Raw genomic sequence first — 17,954 nt, forward strand, 5'->3', positions numbered from 1 at the left:
GAGCCGACAGGGGTGTACCGATGGGCGCGATTGGCCGATCGGCACACGCCGTGCGAGGGTAAATGTGCGCGAAGGGTGTGACAACGGTCATAGCGGTCGGTCAGAATCGGGCTAGGCCCGGACGGCAGCGACCGCCTGCGACAATCGGGACGGACTCGCGGTCCGCGCCGGCGACTCTCACCGGGCCAAGGCATTGGGTGGTGGCATGACTTCTTACATCGTGGTCTTCGGCCTCATTGTGGTCGTGGTCCTCGTGGTCGTCCTCGTGGCCTTGGGCCTGCGGGCCAGCAGGACCGGACGCGACGACGACGACTGGATTGACGACGAGCCGCAGCCGCGTGGCCGCAGGGGAGTCCCGCCGCACGAGGAGATGGGCGGCCAGGACGACTACGGCTACAACGACGGGTACGACGGCGGTTACGACCGGCACGGCGCGCCCGACCCCGCCCTCGACCGCCGGGTCGCCGGCGGCCCGCTCGCCGCTCCCACCGCCGCCCCGTCCCCGCCGCCCCCCGCCCCGAGCGGCCAGGCGTCGGACGAGATGGAGGACGACGACTACTGGGCGACGATCACCTTCGACAAGCCCAAGTTCCCGTGGCAGCACGACCACGACGGCGAGCGCTCGGACGTCGACCTCGCCGCCGACCCGCTGCACGCGCAGCCGCCCATCGAGCAGCCGCAGGCCGAGCAGCCCGGCCCGATCCAGCCGAGCCTGACCCAGCCGGTCTCCATGGGCGCCGACGCCCCGGCCTTCAATGGAATGGGCGTCCAGGGCGGCGGCACCGGCCCCCAGCAGATGCCCGCGCCCGGCGGGTTCCAGGGCGGCTCCCCGTTCACCGGCCACGACCCCGCGTCGACGTCACTCGACCCCCTTCCCGCCGACCTCGCCGGCCCCGGCATGCAGGGCGGCGTCCCGCAGCAGGGTTACGGTGCACCTGATCAGCAGGTCTACGGCGGGCAGGAGCCGCAGCCCGCGTACGGGGCGGCGGACTACGGTCCCGGTGAAGCGTCCTACGGCGGCCAGGACCACGGATACGGCGACCAGCCCCAGTACGGCTCCCCCGAGCCGTCGTACGGCGACTACGGCTCCGACCCGCTGGGCGGCCGCCCGGCCGCCGGACCGCCTCCCGGCGGTCGCCAGGACGGCTACGACATGCCGCTCGGGCCCGGCGGGCCCCGCGGCGGCGACCCGCGCGTGTCCGACCCGCTCGGGCTGCCCCTCGGCCGCCCCGACGAGCACTCCGCCCCACCCGCTCCCCCGGCGTCCGCCGTGCCCGCCATGCCTGCCGCACCCGCCGCGCATGGCGGCCCCGGCGGAGGATCCGACACCGACGGCCACAAGCTCCCGACGGTGGACGAACTGCTCCAGCGCATCCAGTCGGACCGGCAGCGGTCGGCGGGCACGGGGCCCTCGTCCGACGCCGGCGGCTCCTACGGCGGCGGCTCCCTGAACGACCCGCTGGGCGACCCGCTCAGCACCGGCTCGTTCGGCACCACGGGCGGTACCGGGAACACCGGGAACACCGGCCCCTGGCCGTCCGGCGGCCACCCCGGCGGATACGACCCGGGGCTCGGCTCCGGCGCCCCGTCGGGTCCCCCGCCCGGGTACGACCCGGGGATGGGCGCCCCGGCCGGTTACGGGCAGGGCCAGCAGAACGACGGCTACCCGACGGCTCCCGCCTACGGCGAATCGCCGCGCTACGACGACCCGCTCAACGGCGGCCGTGAACCCTACGGCGGCTTCGGCGGCGCGGAGGGCGGTCCCGCCGGCGCCGGAGGCGTCTACGGCGACTTCAGCGGCAGCAGCTACAACGGCGGCGCCGACCCGCTCGCCGCGCCCCACGACCCGGGCGCGCAGGGCGGCTACCAGGACCCGAACGCCACCCAGGCGTACGGCGGCGGCTACTACGGCGGCCAGCAGCAGGACGGCTACCCGCAGGGCGGCCAGACGAACGACAACGGCCAGTACGGTCCCCGCCAGACGGCCGACGACTGGGAGAACTACCGGCGCTGACGGCCCGGGAGAGCCGCACCAGGCGCCGAACCACCGACGTGGGCCACCGGAACCGCTCCGGCGGCCCACGTGAACACGCCCCGCTGCGTGGTGGGTGAAGCCGGGGGAACCCTGGTTATATACACAGAGTGACTTCAAAGCCACCGAATGTATCCATGGTGCGGCGGGATGTCCTTTCGTCGTTCGTCGTGTTCCTCGTCGCGATCCCCCTGTCGCTGGGCATCGCGGTCGCCTCCGGGGCGCCGGTCGCCGCCGGGCTGATCGCCGCCGTCGTCGGCGGGATCGTCGCGGGCCTGATCGGCGGATCACCGCTCCAGGTCAGCGGCCCCGCCGCCGGGCTGACCGTGATCGTCGCCGAGCTCGTACAGACCTACGGCTGGCGCGCCACCTGCACGATCACACTGCTCGGCGGGCTGCTGCAGATCGTTCTCGGCGCCAGCCGGGTCGCGCGGACCGCGCTCGCCGTCTCCCCCGCCGTGGTGCACGGGATGCTCGCGGGCGTCGGCGTCGTCCTCGTCCTGGCGCAGGTGCACGTGGTGCTCGGCGGCAGCACCCAGCGGTCGGCGATCGACAACCTGCGCGAGCTGCCCGGCCAGCTCGTGAACCCGCACACCCATCCGGCGCTGCTCGGCGCGCTGACGCTCGCGGTGCTGCTGGGCTGGTCCCGGCTGCCGAGGAACGGCCCGCTGCGCCTGATCCCCGGCCCGCTGCCCGCCATCGTCCTCGCCACCCTGACCGCCTGGTCGCTCGGCTGGGACGCGCGGCGCGTCGAGCTTCCGGAGAGCCTCCTCGGAGGCTGGGACGCCCCCGTCCTGCCGCACGGCTCGCCGGCCGGCATCGCCGGCGCGGTCGTCTCCGTCGCGCTCGTGGCGGCCGTCGAGTCGCTGCTGTGCAGCGTGGCCATCGACCGGCGGCGGCCCGCCGACGTCCCGCGCACCGACCTCGACCGGGACCTGCTCGGCCAGGGGGCGGGCAACGCGGTGTCGGGGTTCCTCGGCGGGCTGCCGATCGCGGGCGTGATCGTCCGCAGCACGGCCAACGTGGAGGCCGGTGCCCGGTCCCGGGTCTCCACCGTCCTGCACGGCGTGTGGGTGCTCGTGCTGGCGCTGTCGTGCGGCCCGGCGATCGAGCAGGTTCCGCTGGCGGCCCTCGCGGCGCTGCTCGTCGTGCTGGGCGTCCGGCTCATCGACATCGCCCGCATCCGTGACCTTCGTCACCACCGCGAAGCGCCCGCGTACTTCGGCACGCTCGTCGGCGTGGTCGTCCTCGGGCTCGGCGAGGGCGTGCTGCTCGGCATCGGGATCATGGGGGTGCTGGCGCTGCGGCGGCTGACCCGGCTGTCGGTGCGCGCCGAGCAACTCGTCCCCGAGCCGGACGACGGCCCGTTCCCGACCCGCACCCACGTGGTCGTGGAGGGCACGCTGACCTTCCTCGGCGTCCCGAAGGTGACGCGGCTCCTGCAGGACGTCCCGGCCGGTTCCAGCGTCGACCTCGACCTCAACGTCGACTTCATGGACCACGCCGCGTTCGACGCCATCCACCAGTGGCGGCTGGCCCACGAGCGCCAAGGGGGGAGGGTCGACATCGACGAGGTTCACGAGGCTTGGTATGAAAGAGCGGTGACAGGTGATATGTCCTCGCCGCGTAAAACGCCCCCTACTGCTCGCTGGTGGGCGCCTTGGGCGAATCGTCGGCGACGCTCCGAGGAGGAGCTCGACGCGCCCGAGGTGTCCCCCGCCGCCGTGCTGCTGAACGGCGTCCGCGAGTACCACGGCCGCACCGCCCGCCTCGTCCGCCCGATCATGGCCGAGCTGGCGATGGAGCAGAAACCCCAGCACCTCTTCATCACGTGCGTGGACTCGCGCATCGTGCCCAACATCATCACCGCCAGCGGGCCCGGTGACCTGTTCATCAACCGCAACGTCGGCGCCCTCATCCCGCGGCACGGCACCCGCACCCGCGACGACTCGGTCGCCGCCACCGTCGAGTACGCCACCAACGTCCTCGACATCCGGACGATCACGGTGTGCGGCCACTCCAACTGCGGCGCGATGGCCGCGCTCCTCGCGGGCGGCACCGAGGTCGAGCATTTGGCCGGGCTATCCCGGTGGCTCAAGCACGGCAACCACAGCCTCGCCCGGTTCCTCGCCACCGACCCGTCCGGCGAGGACGAGCCGCCCCTCACCCGCCTCTGCAAGATCAACGTGATGCAGCAGCTCGACAACCTGCTCACCTACCCGTGGCTCCGGGAGCGGGTCGAGTCCGGCGAGATCGAACTGGTGGGCCTTTACCTGGACCTGCAGTCCGCCAACGTCGAGATCCTCGACCGGGCCAAGGGCGTCTTCATGCCCGTACCGGACGAGGCCCCGCGGCCCCGGACCGTCGGCTGAGCCAAGTGTGGGCCGTCCCCCCGCCGGGACGGCCCACGCGCCGGTGGTCAGCGGCCCACGAGTTCGTCCTCGCGCCGCGCGTAGTCACGCACGTACATCCCGGTCACCCGGCGCGCCCGCCGTGCACGCCGGTCGGACGCCGGAAGGAACAGCGCGTCGCGTCGGCTGGCGCGCGAGAAGTCCCACAGATAGGCCAGGGAACCCAGCGCCCCGGCGAGGACGAGGGTCACGAACATGATGGTGATCATCAGCGCTCCTCTCCACGGGGCCCAGCACCCGGCCCCGCCACCGACCCCTGATCGAGGCGATCGGCTCTTACCAGGACAGTAGGCGCCTTGTTTCGTCCGCTCTGTGTCGTGTGACCCGAAGCATGTGAGTTGCACGCCCCACCGCCCCGGCCACCAGGCGGCCGGAAGGACGCGGTCTCTGAGCGAGTGAGGGGGGCGGACGAGTCGGCCTGTAAGCCGGGTTTTGTGCCCGCTGCCCGGTGAGGGGCGGCGGGTGACGGCCATCCATCTCGGGCCGCCGTTGCCGGCGGCCTCCAGCGGTCTACCCGCAGGCTCGGGCGGGCCGCCCTCGGGCACCTGCGCGGGGCCTCTCGCGGGGCCCCTTCTTGACCTTGCTCCGGGTGGGGTTTACCGAGCCGCCCACGTCACCGTGGGCGCTGGTGAGCTCTTACCTCACCGTTTCACCCTTACCACCGGCGGACCGGTGGCGGTCTGCTTTCTGTGGCACTTTCCCGCGGGTCACCCCGGGTCGGCGTTACCGACCACCCTGCCCTGTGGAGCCCGGACTTTCCTCGACGGGGATCGCTCCCCGACGCGGCCGTCCGGCCGGCTCGTCCGCCGTACATAGACGATAGCGGGTCCCGTGCTGTTCCCGGTTCGGGGGAGCCCGGCTCGTCCAGCAGGGTCTCAGGCCGGAAGGTGGTGGGTGTCGTTGAAGGTGCGCAGGGACGCGGGGCCGTCGGCGTACCAGTCGATGGACGAGAGGGCCGACACGTTCAGGTGCATCCGGTAGAGGGACGACATCGGTGCGCCCAACGCGTCCTTGACCAGAAGCTTGATGGGCGTGACGTGCGAGACGACCAGCACCGTCTGCTCGCGGTGGCGGACCTTCAGCTTGTCCAGGGACGTGCGGACGCGGCGGGAGACGCGGACGAAGCTCTCCCCGCCGGGCGGCGCGACCTCGGGATCGGCCAGCCATGCCTTGAGTTCCGCGGGCCAGCCCCTGCCCGCCTCGGCGAACGTGAGGCCCTCCCATTCACCGAAGTCGGTCTCGCGGAACCCGTCCTCGACGCGGACATCCAGCCCGGTCACGGCGGCGACCTCGGCGGCCGTGTCGCGGCAGCGCGTGAGCGGCGAGGTGACGATCGCGTCGAGCCCGTGGTCCTTGAGGGCGAGGGCCGCGGCGCGGGCCTGGGCGAGGCCGTTCGCGGTGAGCGGGACGTCGCCCGTTCCGGCGAAGCGCTTCTCGGCCGACAGCGGCGTCTCGCCGTGCCGCAGCAGGACGGTGGTCATCGGGGTGGACGACGGAGGCACCCAGCCGGACGGCGGCGGCTCCGGCTCCCCCGGCGTCTCCTCGACCTTGCGGACCCAGTGCTCGCCGCGGGCGGCGGCGTCCATGGCCTCGTTGGCGAGCCGGTCGGCGTGCGCGTTGCGGTTGCGCGGAATCCAGCCGTAGGAGACCGGGCCCAGATCCTCCGCCAGCTCCCGGGCCCGCAGCGCCAGCGGGATCATGTCCGGGTGCTTGATCTTCCAGCGTCCCGACATCTGCTCCACGACGAGCTTGGAGTCCATCCGGACCTCGACGCGGGCGGACGGGTCGATCCCGGACGCGGCGGCCAGCCCGGCGATCAGGCCCCGGTACTCCGCCACGTTGTTGGTGGCGTGACCGATCGACTCGGCGACCTCCGCGAGCACCTCCCCGGTCAGCGCGTCGCGGACGAGGGCCCCGTACCCGGCCGGGCCGGGGTTGCCGCGCGACCCCCCGTCCGCCTCGACGATCAGCTTCCTGCCCGCGCCACCGTGGGGGGGCGACCCCCCACGCCCCCCGGCAACCGCGTTCACAGTCCCGACTCGGGCGTGCGGATCAGGATGCGGCGGCATTCCTCGCAGCGGATGACCTCGTCCTCGGCGGCGGTCCGGAGGGTGTTCAGGTCGACGGTGTTGAGCGCCAGGTGGCAGCCCTGGCAGGCGCCGCGGAACAGCTTGGCCGCGCCGACGCCGCCGAACTGGCCGCGCAGCTTCTCGTAGAGGGCGAGCAGATCGTCCGGGACGTCCTTGGCGACGGCGGTGCGTGCGGCGCCGGCCGTCCCCGCCTCCTCGTCGATCTCGCGGCGGGCGGCGTCACGGCGCTCGGCGAGCGCGGTCAGCTCGTCCTGTGCGGCGGACTGGTCGGCGCGCAGCGCGGCGACCCTGCCGTCCGCCTCCTCCGACCGCTCCATGATCTCCAGCACCACCTCCTCCAGGTCGGACTGGCGGCGCTGCAGCGACTCGATCTCCGCCTGCAGGCTGCCGAGGTCCTTGGCGGAGGTCACCTGACCGGAGTCGAGCCGCTTCTGGTCTCGGTCGGCGCGGGTGCGGACCTGGTCGACGTCCTGCTCGGCCTTCTTCTGCTCCCGCTGCAGGTCGCCGACCTCCGTCTCGGCCGACACGATCGCGTCGCGCAACTCGGTCAGGCGTCCCTCCAGCCGCTCGATCTCCGCCAGTTCGGGAAGCGTGCGGCGCCGGTGGGCCAGCCGGTCCAGCGAGGCGTCGAGCTCCTGCAGGTCGAGCAGGCGAAGCTGGGCTTGCGGTGCGGCTTTCAAAGTGCTCCTTCGTCGTGGAGGCGCCACGCGTCGGTGACGAGCGTGGACACCCGGGTCTCCAACTTGCCCGCTTCCGGTGAGGCCGCCGCCAGACGCCGCTCGGCGTCGGCGAGCCACGGCCATTCGGTCGCCCAGTGCGCGGCGTCCACCAGGGCGGGCCCGCCCTGCTCGACGAACTCCGACGCCGGGTGATGCCGCAGGTCGGCGGTGAGGTAGACGTCGACACCGGCGGCGCGCGCGGTGTCGAGCAGGGAGTCGCCGGCGCCCCCGCACACGGCGACGGTGCGGACGGTGCGGTCCGGGTCGCCCGCCGCCCGCACCCCCCAGGCGGTGGACGGCAGCCCGGCGGCCGCCCGTCCGGTGAACTCCCGCAGCGTGACCGGCCCGTCCAGCTCCCCGATCCGGCCGAGGCCGCGGCGGGGGTCGTCGTCGGCGGGGACCATCGGACGCAGCTCACCGGTGACGCCGACCGCCCGCGCGAGCGCGTCGGACACGCCGGGATCGGCCCGGTCCGCATTGGTGTGCGCGGTGTGCAGCGCCACCCCACGGGTGATCATCCGGTGGATGAGCCGCCCCTTCGGCGTGGTCGCGGCGACCGAGTGCACTCCGCGCAGCAGCAGCGGGTGGTGCGTGACCACCAGGTCGGCGTGCCACTCCAGCGCCTCGTCGATCACGGCGGCCACCGGGTCGACCGCGAACAGCACCCGGCGGACCTCCTGATCCGGGTCGCCGCAGACGAGGCCGACGGCGTCCCAGGACTCCGCCCACGCCGGCGGATAGAGCTCCTCAAGAGCCGTGATGACATGGGATAGGCGCACGTCCCGCAGGCTACCGCGCCGAGCCGCTCCCAACGAGCCACCGAGCTTCACCGCAAGGCGCCCGCGTCTGAAACGATGGGCCGGGGACAGCAGACGAGGGACGACCCGACCGAGGGGAGAATGCCATGTCGGCTTCCGGCGCCGCCGCGGAACCGGAGCCCATCGTGCCCACCGCAGCCACCGAGCCCACCGCCGGACGTCCGTACATGCCCGGCTACGGCATCGCGGGACCGGACGAGGGAAGCGGCCTGCTTCCGTGGTCCTGGGCCGAGGAACGGCTGAGGGCCGCGCGCAACTTCTGGCTGTGCACGGTCCGGCCGGACGGACGCCCCCACGCCATGCCGGTATGGGGAGCCTGGTCCGGTGAGGCGCTGTTGTTCAGCAGCGCCGTCCCGTCGCGCAAGATGGTGAACCTGCGGGCGAACCCGCGGGTGGTGGTGACCACCGAGGAGGCGGAGAACCCGGTGGTCGTCGAGGGGCTCGCGGAGGTCCTCACCGAGCAGAAGGACCTCCAGCGGTTCATCGACCTGGTCAATTCCAAGTACGCCACCCGATATCGTGTGGACTTCCTGGACCCCGAGGTGAACGCCACCGTCGCGGTGCGGCCACAGACGGCGTTCGGGCTCCGCCAGGGAGACTTCACCGGTTCTCCCACCCGGTGGTCGTTCACGCCCTGAGCGTCCGCCGGGATCAAACTGGACACTCATCGCGTTGGAGAGTGCGTGAAGTCACCCTTTCGCCGCCGCAAGCGCGTCAAGGGCCGCGCCATGGGCAACCGCCCCGAGCCGGCCGAACCGGAGATCGTCGAATGGCCCCGTGAGGGGACCGGCAGGTCGTCCCTGATGGGCGCGATCCGCGGCGACGGTGAGACCGGCGCCGGGTTCGGCGGAGGCATGTTCGAGGACCTCGCCTCCGCGTTCGAGGGTTCGAAGAAAGTCAAGGTCGAGGAGCAGGAGCGGCAGCAGATCCTGCGCCAGGACGACCATGAGCAGACCGGCTCCGGCTCCTCCCGCGACGACCTGGACTCCGGCAAGATCCGCATCCGCCGCAACCCGCCCGCGGAATAATCGTGTCCGATTTTTATCGAACATAGGTTCGAAGGCGGGTTATCCTGACCGCGTGAGCACCTACGTTCCACCCGGCTGGCCCTCGCAGGTGCACCCACCGGGCACCGAGCGGTTCGAGGACACCGCCATGGCCTGGCTGCTCGAGCTCGTGCCGCCCGAGTACCGGCGCTACGGCGTCCTCCGCCGCTACCCCATCGTGCTGGCCCGCATGGCCCGCCAGCACGTCGCCGCGTCCGTCGAGGCGGCCCGCGAGGGTTTCCGCACCGCCCGCGTCGATCTCGGGGACGCCGTCCCGCCGCACGGCGTGGAGGCCGTCCTGGAGACCTACCGCCGCGAAGGCGCCCGCCTGGTCGCCATCCTGGAGGCCGTCGAACTCGTCGAGACGGCCCTGCGCGGCCTCGCCGAGCCCGACGACCCCGCCCACCGCCGCCCCTTCACCCCCAAGCTTTGACCATTCCGTTGACGCTGAATCGCGGCGTGCGCAAGCCTTGAGCTGATCCTGACGGGAGGGTTCCGGTGAGCGCACCACCTGGGTGGTACCCAGATCCGGAGTGGATGGGCCGCGAACGCTATTGGGACGGAGAAATCTGGACGGATCAGTCACGCCCGTACGCGACCCGCTCCCGAACCCACCGCCGCCCCGGCGGCCCGCCCCAGACCGCGCCGCCCGCGTCCAGACCCGCCCCTTCCCCGGCGCCACGAGAGCCCGCCCCACAGGCACCGCCTCTCCAGCCCGCGCCCACTCCGCCCCCGCCCCCGCAGGCACCGCCTGAACCTCCCCCGCCCCCGGCCCTCAGCGAGCCACCGCGGGCAGCACCGCCCGAAGCACCCACGCCGCAGCAACCGGCGCCGCAGGCTGTGCCACAGCAGCACGCGTTCGCCCAGCCGCCGCCGTCCAGCGCACCGCCGCGGCCGCCGGCTCCGGCTCCGCAGGTGCCGCCCAGGGCCGCTGAGGGGCAGGCGGCCTCCGCTCTCGGCGGGTGGATGCGGCCAGGGTCGGCGGGCACATCAGCGCAGGCGTCGCCGGCCGCCGGGGCGGGGGCGGGGGCGCTCGACCTTCCGCCGTCGCGGGTTCCGGGGCCCGTGGTACAGGCCGGTCAGGAGGTCCAGAAGCAGGACGGTCACGGTGGGCCGGGCGAGGTGGGGCGGTTCCTGCCTCCGGGGCGGCCGCAGGAGGCACCGTCCCATGGGGCCGGGGTCCGGGTCGGGCTGATCGTGGCGTGCGAGGCCGTTCTCGTGGCGGCCGCCGCGTTCGGGTCGTCCCTGGTCTGGCCCGTTTGGGGTGCGGTCGCGGTCGTCGCCGTGTGGGCGGTCCTGCTGGCGGCGCCTCTGGCCGCTCCGCGTGCCTACGGGTATCGCGATCCGGTGGACGCCGAGCGCGGCCGGCTGGAGCAGTCGTGGCGGAACGTCCAGCGGCGCGCGGGGGCCGGCGCGTATCGGCTGGTCGTCGTCGAGTCGGAGGAACTGAACGCCTGTCAGCCGTTCGGGCGGACGGTCGCGGTCACGTCCCATTCGGCGCGTTCGCTGCCGCCCGGACGGCTGGAGGCCGTGCTCGCCCACGAGCTGGGGCATCTGCTGGGGTGGCGGGCGGTGCCGGCGTTCGTCCACGCGCAGGTCACGTTGCCGAGCCGCGCGCTGCGGCGCATGCTGCGCTGGTCGTGGTCCCCGATCGGCCCGATGTGGAAGCGGGCCGTCGCGTGGCACCGGCCGATCGGTTTCGTGGCGGTGTTCCTCCTGACCGTCCTGGCCGCGGCGGTCACGGTCGTGGTGGCGTTGCCGGCGGCGGTCGCCTTCGCCGTGGCGTGGGCCGCGCGCCTGCCCGGCGGGCGCGGGGAGGCGCGGGCGGACGCGGCGGCGGTGCGGCTGGGGTTCGGTGCCGAGCTGGTCGCGGCCGTGGAGCACCGCATCGAGCATGCTCCGCACGGGTTGCCGCTGCCGCTCGTCCGGCGGGCTCAGGGGTTGCGGCGGCGGCTCGGCTGAGCGGATCAGCCCTTGCCGCCGAACAGCGGCGGCGGTCCGGAGCGGGGATCCCCGGGCGGGCGCGGCCCGGTCTGCCCGCCGGGCGGCGGGCCCGGGTCGGACGGCAGGGGCGCCCGCGGCGGAGGCGGGGCGGGCGGGGCCGCCCACCGCGGCGGCTGCTGTGTCAGGGGTCCGTGCGAGGCCGGGGCGGGGCCGGGGACGGCCTGCGGGGGCGGGGGCGGGTCCGGGAGGGGGCCGGTGGTCACGCGGTCCAGAGTGATGATCGCGGGGTCGCATTCGACGGGCGTGACGGTGCGGCCGCCGCCGGGAGCGGACACGACCACCAGCAGGGCGTGGTCCGGGAGGTGCTGGAGGGAGACGGGTTCGACGGCGTACTCGTACACGCGCTGCGTGGTGTCGGCGTCGCTCCAGTTGGTGCCCTCGGCGAAGGAGTAGGCGGCCGACCAGTTCCGGGACGTCGACGTGGCGATCCCCTCGGTGTCGCTGGTGCTGGTGCCGCCGCCCCGGTTGCGGCCGCGCTGGTAGGAGGTGGAGCGGTCGGGGAACAGCCCGAACATCTCGCCGCCCGAATAGCTGGTGCCCGACGAGCGGCTCGTCCCCCAGTTGCGGGACGTGCCCGTCGTGCGGCTCGTGCTGCGGGTGTCGGAGTCGCCCTCGCCCCGGGTGTCGGTGGAGGTGTGGGACTCGTTCCCGCCGACGTTCTTGGTGATCTGCGACAGGACGAAGCGGTGGTCGCGTCCGATGAAGTCGGCGGCCCGGGTGGCGTCCTCGTGGTTGCCGAGCCGCATGAACGCGACGGCGCCGCCGCCGATCATCTCCGCGGACGTCTCCCGGAGCCGCCGGAACAGCAGGGTCAGCGGGACGCCGCGCCGCTCGCACGCGTCCGACAGCCGTTCCAGGTGGCGGCGGGCCAGTTCGTCGGCGCCGGCGACGACCAGGGCGGGCGTCGAGTCGTAGGACGCGGTGATGCGGTGCGTGACCCACTGGACGATCAGGTCGGTGAGCAGTTCGGAGCGGACGTTGCGGGCCTGGCTGTCCAGCGCGATGCACGTCAGGTAGCCGACGCCGTCCTCGGACGGCTCCGTCCCGAGGTTCTCCAGCGGGTGCACGTAGGACTCGATCCGCGACAGGTTCGCGTGGGCTTGGCGCCGGTACTCGACGGTGAACAGGTCGCTCGCGATGTGCCGCCGCTCTTCGCGGGTCAGCAGGTCCCCGTCGTCGGGTTCGCCCATCAGGGCGCGGAGGGCCGCCCCGATCCGGCCGAGGGTGATGGTGCCGCCGAGGGCTTCGCACACTTTGGTCAGGATGCGGCCGTCCATGCTGCGGTCCGCGCGGGCGGCGTCGGGGGTGCCTCCGTGCATGGATTCGACGATCGCGTCCACGAGGTCTTGCGGCGACATGTCCGTCAGGAGGGTGGACGAGGCCTGGCGGCTGGGCAGCAGTTGCGCGTCCACCCCCATCCAGGCGGCCTGGGACAGTTCGACCAGTTCACGGCTGACGACCTCGCGGGACAGGTCGAGCACCAGGAGCGGCTGCACGGCGAGGGTGGACGTCCCGTACGTGGTCAGCAGCGCCTCCCACGCCCACAGGGTCCCGCCGAACACGTCGAGGCGGCGACCGGGCCGCGGGGCCGCGCCCCATTCGGGCAGGCCGTCGAGCCGCGCGCGCTCAGCGGCGTCGTGGGCGTGCTTGCGCGACTGCCAGTGCCGCGCCTGGTCCTGGTAGCCGTTCGTTATCTGCTGCTGGGCCAGCTCGTACGCCTGCCGGGCGTGCTGCCGCTGCCGGACGGCCCACCATGTCAGCGCCGTGCCCGGTCCCGCGGCGATGACCGCGAGCAGCAGCGACCCGATCGGGACGGTGGCGTCCCCGGCGGAGCCGCCGGCGGAGCAGGCGGCGAACAGCAGCAGGAGGGCGCCGATGCCCCCGCTCACCGGGAACGTCCGGCTCAGGCGGCGCTGGGCGGCCTGCTCGGTCTCGGTGACCCGGCGGGCCAGGTAGTCCGGCAGCGCCTGCTGCCGCGGGGGCGGCTCCGGGAACGGCCGCAGGAACCACCAGCGGTCCCGGAAGATCCAGCCGAGGCGGGGTTCGGGGCTGAAGAGCCGGTCACGGCGCGACAGCAGGTTCTCATGATCGACCGGTCCACCCCTCACGACGCTGAACCCCCGTTCTGCTCGGGTGCCGACTCGATCGTCACGCCCTGCGGGGAATGCGCGGCGATGCGCGAACCACCCAAGCAGATTGACAGGGGACTTGTCAGGTCCTCTGCCCCGAATCGGCCTTCCCAAGGGCGGGCTTGCTCAATAGCCTGACTGCCCGTGATGGTGGAGCGGGACGGAGCCGCAGGGCGGGGCGGGGCACTGGAGCGGCGTGTCCGTCCGCCGGTGCGGGCGCCGGGCCGGGGAGGACGGCGGTGATGGCGCGAACCGAGTCTTATGTCTCGGTCGACATCGAGGCGGACGGGCCGGTTCCGGGGCCGTACTCGATGCTCAGTTTCGGGATGGCGGTGTGCGGGACGTTCGACGGGACGCGGTTCACGGCGCCCGACCCGTCCGAGAAGACCTTCTACGCGGAGCTGAAGCCGATCAGCGATGATTTCGACCCGAAGGCGCTGGAGGTGAGCGGGCTGGACCGCGGGCGGCTCGTCCGGGAGGGCCGCGATCCGGCGGAGGCGATGAGCGAGGCGGCCGCGTGGGTCAAGACGGTCTCCGGCGGTGCGCTGCCGGTGCTGGTGGCGTACCCGCTCGCCTATGACTGGATGTGGCTGTACTGGTACTGGATGCGGTTCACGTCGCGCTCGCCGTTCGGGCATTCCCGTCATCTCGATATCAAGACCCTCTACGCGGCCAAGGCGGGGGCGATGGTCGCCCAATCGACGAAACGGCAGATGCCCGCCGCGCTGCTGTCGGCCCGCCCGCACACCCATAACGCGCTGGACGATGCCCTGGAGCAGGCCGAACTGTTCCAGAACCTGTTCCGCTGGGGCGGCTGATCATGTGGGACGTGGTGCGCGGCCTGCCGGTGTGCCGGCTTCTGGAGGTGCCGCGGCGGGACGCGGCGGACGGGCGGGACGAGTGGCGCGACCAGCGGCTCGCCGCGCTCGTGTCGGCGTACCACGCGGGCGGGGAGCCGGTGCTGGTCGGCTGGCGGCGCGCGCTGGCGTCCGGTCCAACGGAGGTGTTCGTCGGCGGCGAGGGGCTCCTCGCCGACCGTGACGGCGCGTCGGCGACGCTGAGCCTCCCGGCGGGCGGACGCGGTGTCATGCTCCCGCACGGGATCGCCGAGGACTCGATGGCGCACTGGGTCGGCATCGGCGCCATCGCCGACGGCCTCCTGGTGGACGGCCCGCTCCCGAACGACGGGGCGCCGGACGAGCCCGCGAGGCCGTCCCTGGAGGACGGTCTGCTGTCGGTGTGGATGCAGCCGTTCGCCTGGATGCTGGTCGCCGAGCCCGTGACGGGTCCGGAGACCGAACGGCTGGCCGACGACCTGGCCGACCGGCAGCAGCGCGCCCAGTCGATGGCGGAGCTGTCGCCCGAGGACTCGGTCGCCGCCGTCCGGATGGAGCGGCGGCACCGCGAGCTTCGCCAGGCGGCCACATCCGGCCTTTGGCGGGTTCATCTGATGGCGGGTGCGGCGACGCCGCGGGCCGCCGCGCGGGTGGCGGCGCTGGTGTGCGCGTCGGCCGACCTGAGCCGGCTGCCGTACGCGCTGGTCCCGGGGGCGGACGGGCCGTTCGAGGCGAGCACGCAGCTGGTGGCGGCGCTGGCCCGGCCGCCCGTCCGGGAGGTCGCCGGTGTCCGGTTCGCGATGCGTCCCGAGTTCGACGTGACGCCCGAGTTCGACGTCACGCCCGGCTCGGCGGACGCGGGCGTGCCGCTGGGACGGGTCCTCGACCGCAACCGCCGCGAGGTCGGGCCGCTGTCGCTGCCGCTGTCCAGCCTGAACCGGCACACGTTCGTGTGCGGCGCGACCGGCGCCGGCAAGTCGCAGACCGTCCGTTCGCTGCTCACGGCCGCCTCGCGCGCCGGGCTGCCGTGGCTGGTGGTCGAGCCCGCCAAGGCGGAGTACCGGCTGATGGCGGCGCGGCTCCCGGACGCGGAGGTCGTCGCGATCCGGCCCGGTGACGCGGACGCGATCGCCGCCGGGATCAATCCCCTCGAACCGGCCACCGGCCCCGACGGGCGGCCGTTCCCGCTGCAGACCCACGCCGACCTGCTCCGTGCCCTGTTCCTCGCCGCGTTCGACGCCGACGAACCGTTCCCGCAGGTGCTGTCCGCCGCGCTGACCCGGTGCTATGAGCGGCTCGGCTGGGACCTGGCGCTCGGAGAGCCGTCCCTTCCGGGGACGTCCCCCCGCTACCCGACCCTCGCCGACCTGCAGGCCACCGCCGAGCAGGTCGTCAGCGACATCGGCTACGGCCAGGAGATCACCGACAACGTCCGCGGGTTCATCCGCGTCCGGCTGTCCAGCCTCCGGCTCGGTACCACCGGGCGGTTCTTCGAGGGCGGCCACCCGATCGACTTCGGCGCGCTGCTCTCCCGCAACGTCGTCCTGGAGATCGAGGACGTCGGCGACGACCGCGACAAGGCGTTCCTGATGGGCACCGTGCTGGTGCGGCTGGTCGAGCACCTGCGGATGCAGCAGCGTCAGGGGGGTTCGGCGGGGCTGCGGCATCTGAGCGTGTTCGAGGAGGCGCACCGGCTGCTGCGCCGCAGCGAGGAGGCGGGGCCCGCGTCCCACGCCGTGGAGACGTTCGCGAGCCTCCTCGCCGAGATCCGCGCGTACGGCGAGGGGCTGATCGTGGCGGAGCAGATCCCGTCCAAGCTCGTCCCGGACGTCATCAAGAACACCGCCGTCAAGATCGTCCACCGGCTGCCGGCGAAGGACGACCGGGACGCGGTCGGCGCCACGATGAACATCACCGAGGACCAGTCGCAGTACCTGGTCACCCTGACGCCGGGCGAGGGCGCCGTGTTCACCGACGGCATGGACTACCCGCATCTCGTCCGCATGCCGGACGGCTCCCACCTGGAGAAGGCCGCGCCGGTCGCGTCCCCCCGCGTCCTGGTGAACCCCCGGAGCGGCACCTGCGGGACGGACTGCCGCGACTCCCCCTGCACCCTCCGCGACATGCGCACGGCACAGCGCGCGTTGGACGAGCGTCCCGAACTCGTCCTGTGGGCGGAACTGGCCGCGGCCGCCCATCTGACCGGGTGGGGTACTCCCAATCCGCCCCTTTCGGTGCTTGAGGGGCTGCCCTCGCGACTCCGCGACTGCGCCCTCTCCCACGCCGTCGACGCCGCCGTCGCGGCCCGCAGCGCTCCCACCGAACTGGCCGGGCACCTCACGGGCGCTTTTCACGGTGCGCCTTGTATGGCGAACGAGTCCGAATACTTCGCCACGCCGTACCGCTGGTGCCTCGTCCTAGAGGAACTCCAGGAAGCGCACCAGGCGGTCCCTGACGCGGGCCGGCACAGCCGAAGCGATGAATGGACGTCCCTCTATGGACGCGTGATTCCGGGCGATACTCTCGTCGAGCAACTCGGTCACATCAACGCCTGGTGGGCCCGGGACCAACGCGACCTGGACGCCCGCACGATCGCCGTCTGGGGCACGACCGCGGCGATCGAAACCGCCGTGGGCGCCCTCCGCGCCGACTCCGACTGGCCCGACCGCCTCCGCGAAGCCGCACAGAATCTCCACATCTCGGACGGCCTGCTGGACTCCTACATCACGGGCGACTGATGCAGTATGGACTCCATGGGGATCTTGGAGCAGGTGGCACCGAATCTGGTCGACGTCCTCCGCCGCGACGCTCTGTGGATGGCCTGGAACACCATCCTGGCGTGGATTCCCGTGGGCCTGGCCTGGGCGCTCTTCCGTGGCGACCGCGTGTCGCGCTCACCCTTCTGGTGGGCCGGATTGACGCTATTCGTCCTCTTCCTACCGAATGCACCGTACGTCGTCACCGACATCGTTCATCTGCGCGGCGACATCCTCCAGGCCAACGACGGCGGCCCGGTGGTCAGCGTGATCCTGCCCCTTTACGCGCTGTTCATCGGATCCGGTTTCCTGGCCTACTATCTGGCGCTCCGCGCAGCACTCGGCCACCTCGCCCGCATCGGCCTGGGAGCGTGGCGGTTCCCGGCCACGATCGCGGCGCACGGCCTGTGCGCCATCGGCGTCTTCCTCGGGCGGTGGGCCCGCCTCAACAGCTGGGAACCGGTCGCCGACCCGCACGGCACCCTCGAACGGATCCTCCTTCACCTCACCTGGACATGGGCGCCGGTACTGATCCTGGCCACGTTCCTGGTCACGTGGATCTGCCACTTCATCACCAGGGCGATCGCCGAAGCCTCGTTCGAGACCACCCTGAAGGGCGCGCGCTTCCTCCGCACGACCCTCACGTCCTGACCGGCACGCCCTGATCCCGCACGTCCTGATCCTGTACGCCCCGAACCGGCATGTTGTGAACCGGCATGTCGCGAACCGGCACCGTCAGGGTTGTGCCGGGGGCTGCTGACCCCACTGCTGGCCGGACGGCGGCGCCTGCTGCTGGTACTGCGGCTGCGCGGCCTGGCCGTACGGTTGCGCCGGCGGCTGCCCCGGGACGGGCGACTGGGCCGGTTTCGGACCGGCCGTGAGCTGGAACCCCACCCCGGCCAGCACGAACGCCAACCCGGCGACGATGAAGTTGAGCATCGTCGAGAGCTGCAGCGCTATCTCGCTCTTGTCCTCACCGGCCTCGTCCACCTTCGCGCCGACGACGATCGTGCCGAAGAGCGAGAAAGCGATGATCAAGAAGCCGACGAAGCAAAGAATGACGAAGGGCGGGCTGATCTTCTTCCCTGACATGGCCTGCACGATACAGAGATC

Annotated in this window: 15 protein-coding genes, 1 other RNA gene and 1 pseudogene; 10 read left to right on the top strand and 7 right to left on the bottom strand. The window is 72.9% G+C overall.

What is annotated here, in order from left to right:
- The first annotated feature begins 205 nt into the window (after window positions 1–205).
- Together ACGFK0_RS02800 and ACGFK0_RS02805 are read left to right on the top strand one after the other, a co-directional pair.
- On the top strand, window positions 206–2,014 hold the full coding sequence (locus ACGFK0_RS02800) for a hypothetical protein (protein WP_392899100.1): 1,809 nt from the start codon (window positions 206–208) through the stop codon (window positions 2,012–2,014).
- A 155-nt stretch (window positions 2,015–2,169) separates the two neighbouring features.
- A complete protein-coding gene (locus ACGFK0_RS02805; protein WP_392899103.1) occupies window positions 2,170–4,404 on the top strand; it encodes a SulP family inorganic anion transporter in 2,235 nt (744 codons plus the stop codon).
- 47 nt (window positions 4,405–4,451) lie between these two features.
- On the opposite strand, the gene ACGFK0_RS02810 is transcribed toward ACGFK0_RS02805, so the two are convergent.
- The 5 genes from ACGFK0_RS02810 to ACGFK0_RS02830 all read right to left on the bottom strand — a co-directional run bounded on the left by ACGFK0_RS02810 (window position 4,452) and on the right by ACGFK0_RS02830 (window position 8,031).
- On the bottom strand, window positions 4,452–4,652 hold the full coding sequence (locus ACGFK0_RS02810) for a hypothetical protein (RefSeq protein WP_392899105.1): 201 nt from the start codon (window positions 4,650–4,652) through the stop codon (window positions 4,452–4,454).
- Between the two features lie 196 nt (window positions 4,653–4,848).
- An RNA gene (gene rnpB / locus ACGFK0_RS02815) (RNase P RNA component class A) lies at window positions 4,849–5,245 on the bottom strand.
- A gap of 73 nt (window positions 5,246–5,318) precedes the next feature.
- Complete coding sequence (locus ACGFK0_RS02820) at window positions 5,319–6,473, bottom strand: bifunctional RNase H/acid phosphatase (protein WP_392899107.1); 1,155 nt, start codon at window positions 6,471–6,473, stop codon at window positions 5,319–5,321.
- Complete coding sequence (locus ACGFK0_RS02825) at window positions 6,470–7,213, bottom strand: zinc ribbon domain-containing protein (protein ID WP_392899110.1); 744 nt, start codon at window positions 7,211–7,213, stop codon at window positions 6,470–6,472. Before ACGFK0_RS02825 ends, ACGFK0_RS02820 begins: the two co-directional genes overlap by 4 nt.
- Window positions 7,210–8,031: a Nif3-like dinuclear metal center hexameric protein gene (locus ACGFK0_RS02830; protein WP_392899113.1), complete on the bottom strand. Its 822-nt coding sequence runs from the start codon at window positions 8,029–8,031 to the stop codon at window positions 7,210–7,212. The genes ACGFK0_RS02825 and ACGFK0_RS02830 overlap by 4 nt, the downstream gene beginning before the upstream one ends.
- A 125-nt stretch (window positions 8,032–8,156) precedes the next feature.
- Between ACGFK0_RS02830 and ACGFK0_RS02835 the strand changes: the two genes are divergently transcribed.
- The 5 genes and pseudogenes from ACGFK0_RS02835 (at window position 8,157) to ACGFK0_RS02855 (ending at window position 11,078) form a co-directional block, all read left to right on the top strand.
- Window positions 8,157–8,708 carry a pyridoxamine 5'-phosphate oxidase family protein gene (locus ACGFK0_RS02835; protein ID WP_392899116.1) on the top strand — a complete coding sequence of 184 codons (552 nt, stop codon included), beginning with the start codon at window positions 8,157–8,159 and terminating at the stop codon, window positions 8,706–8,708.
- A 45-nt stretch (window positions 8,709–8,753) separates the two neighbouring features.
- On the top strand, window positions 8,754–9,098 hold the full coding sequence (locus ACGFK0_RS02840; RefSeq protein WP_392899119.1) for a DUF6191 domain-containing protein: 345 nt from the start codon (window positions 8,754–8,756) through the stop codon (window positions 9,096–9,098).
- Window positions 9,099–9,150: 52 nt separating this feature from the next.
- Complete coding sequence (locus ACGFK0_RS02845) at window positions 9,151–9,549, top strand: hypothetical protein (protein ID WP_392899122.1); 399 nt, start codon at window positions 9,151–9,153, stop codon at window positions 9,547–9,549.
- A 65-nt stretch (window positions 9,550–9,614) separates the two neighbouring features.
- A pseudogene (locus ACGFK0_RS02850) lies at window positions 9,615–9,704 on the top strand (DUF2510 domain-containing protein); the annotation flags it as partial.
- A 477-nt stretch (window positions 9,705–10,181) separates the two neighbouring features.
- Window positions 10,182–11,078, top strand: coding sequence for a M48 family metalloprotease (locus tag ACGFK0_RS02855; RefSeq protein ID WP_392899596.1), 897 nt, complete (start codon window positions 10,182–10,184; stop codon window positions 11,076–11,078).
- A 5-nt stretch (window positions 11,079–11,083) separates the two neighbouring features.
- Here the strand turns inward: ACGFK0_RS02855 and ACGFK0_RS02860 are convergent, their stop codons facing one another.
- On the bottom strand, window positions 11,084–13,228 hold the full coding sequence (locus tag ACGFK0_RS02860) for a hypothetical protein (RefSeq protein ID WP_392899125.1): 2,145 nt from the start codon (window positions 13,226–13,228) through the stop codon (window positions 11,084–11,086).
- A gap of 263 nt (window positions 13,229–13,491) precedes the next feature.
- Here ACGFK0_RS02860 and ACGFK0_RS02865 point away from each other — a divergent pair, with 263 nt between their 5' ends.
- The 3 genes from ACGFK0_RS02865 to ACGFK0_RS02875 are packed head-to-tail and all read left to right on the top strand — an operon-like array spanning window position 13,492 to window position 17,492.
- Entirely contained in the window at window positions 13,492–14,067 is a 576-nt protein-coding gene (locus tag ACGFK0_RS02865) for an exonuclease (protein ID WP_392899127.1), read from the top strand.
- An 11-nt stretch (window positions 14,068–14,078) separates the two neighbouring features.
- Window positions 14,079–16,823 carry an ATP-binding protein gene (locus ACGFK0_RS02870; protein ID WP_392899129.1) on the top strand — a complete coding sequence of 915 codons (2,745 nt, stop codon included), beginning with the start codon at window positions 14,079–14,081 and terminating at the stop codon, window positions 16,821–16,823.
- A 15-nt stretch (window positions 16,824–16,838) separates the two neighbouring features.
- Window positions 16,839–17,492 (top strand): DUF1361 domain-containing protein, encoded by a 654-nt coding sequence (locus tag ACGFK0_RS02875; RefSeq protein ID WP_392899131.1) that lies wholly within the window; start codon window positions 16,839–16,841, stop codon window positions 17,490–17,492.
- A gap of 84 nt (window positions 17,493–17,576) precedes the next feature.
- Here the strand turns inward: ACGFK0_RS02875 and ACGFK0_RS02880 are convergent, their stop codons facing one another.
- Window positions 17,577–17,933 carry a hypothetical protein gene (locus ACGFK0_RS02880; RefSeq protein WP_392899134.1) on the bottom strand — a complete coding sequence of 119 codons (357 nt, stop codon included), beginning with the start codon at window positions 17,931–17,933 and terminating at the stop codon, window positions 17,577–17,579.
- Window positions 17,934–17,954 lie beyond the last annotated feature (21 nt).

This window comes from Spirillospora sp. NPDC048823 (genome assembly GCF_043198445.1).
Lineage (GTDB): Bacteria > Actinomycetota > Actinomycetes > Streptosporangiales > Streptosporangiaceae > Spirillospora.

Bases quoted from the DNA above. Each gene is read 5' to 3' on its own strand.
- ACGFK0_RS02800 (WP_392899100.1), top strand. From the start codon at position 206: ATGACTTCTTACATCGTGGTCTTCGGCCTCATTGTGGTCGTGGTCCTC.
- ACGFK0_RS02805 (WP_392899103.1), top strand. From the start codon at position 2,170: ATGGTGCGGCGGGATGTCCTTTCGTCGTTCGTCGTGTTCCTCGTCGCG.
- ACGFK0_RS02810 (WP_392899105.1), bottom strand. From the start codon at position 4,652: ATGATCACCATCATGTTCGTGACCCTCGTCCTCGCCGGGGCGCTGGGT.
- ACGFK0_RS02835 (WP_392899116.1), top strand. From the start codon at position 8,157: ATGTCGGCTTCCGGCGCCGCCGCGGAACCGGAGCCCATCGTGCCCACC.
- ACGFK0_RS02865 (WP_392899127.1), top strand. From the start codon at position 13,492: ATGGCGCGAACCGAGTCTTATGTCTCGGTCGACATCGAGGCGGACGGG.
- ACGFK0_RS02875 (WP_392899131.1), top strand. From the start codon at position 16,839: ATGGGGATCTTGGAGCAGGTGGCACCGAATCTGGTCGACGTCCTCCGC.
- ACGFK0_RS02880 (WP_392899134.1), bottom strand. From the start codon at position 17,933: ATGTCAGGGAAGAAGATCAGCCCGCCCTTCGTCATTCTTTGCTTCGTC.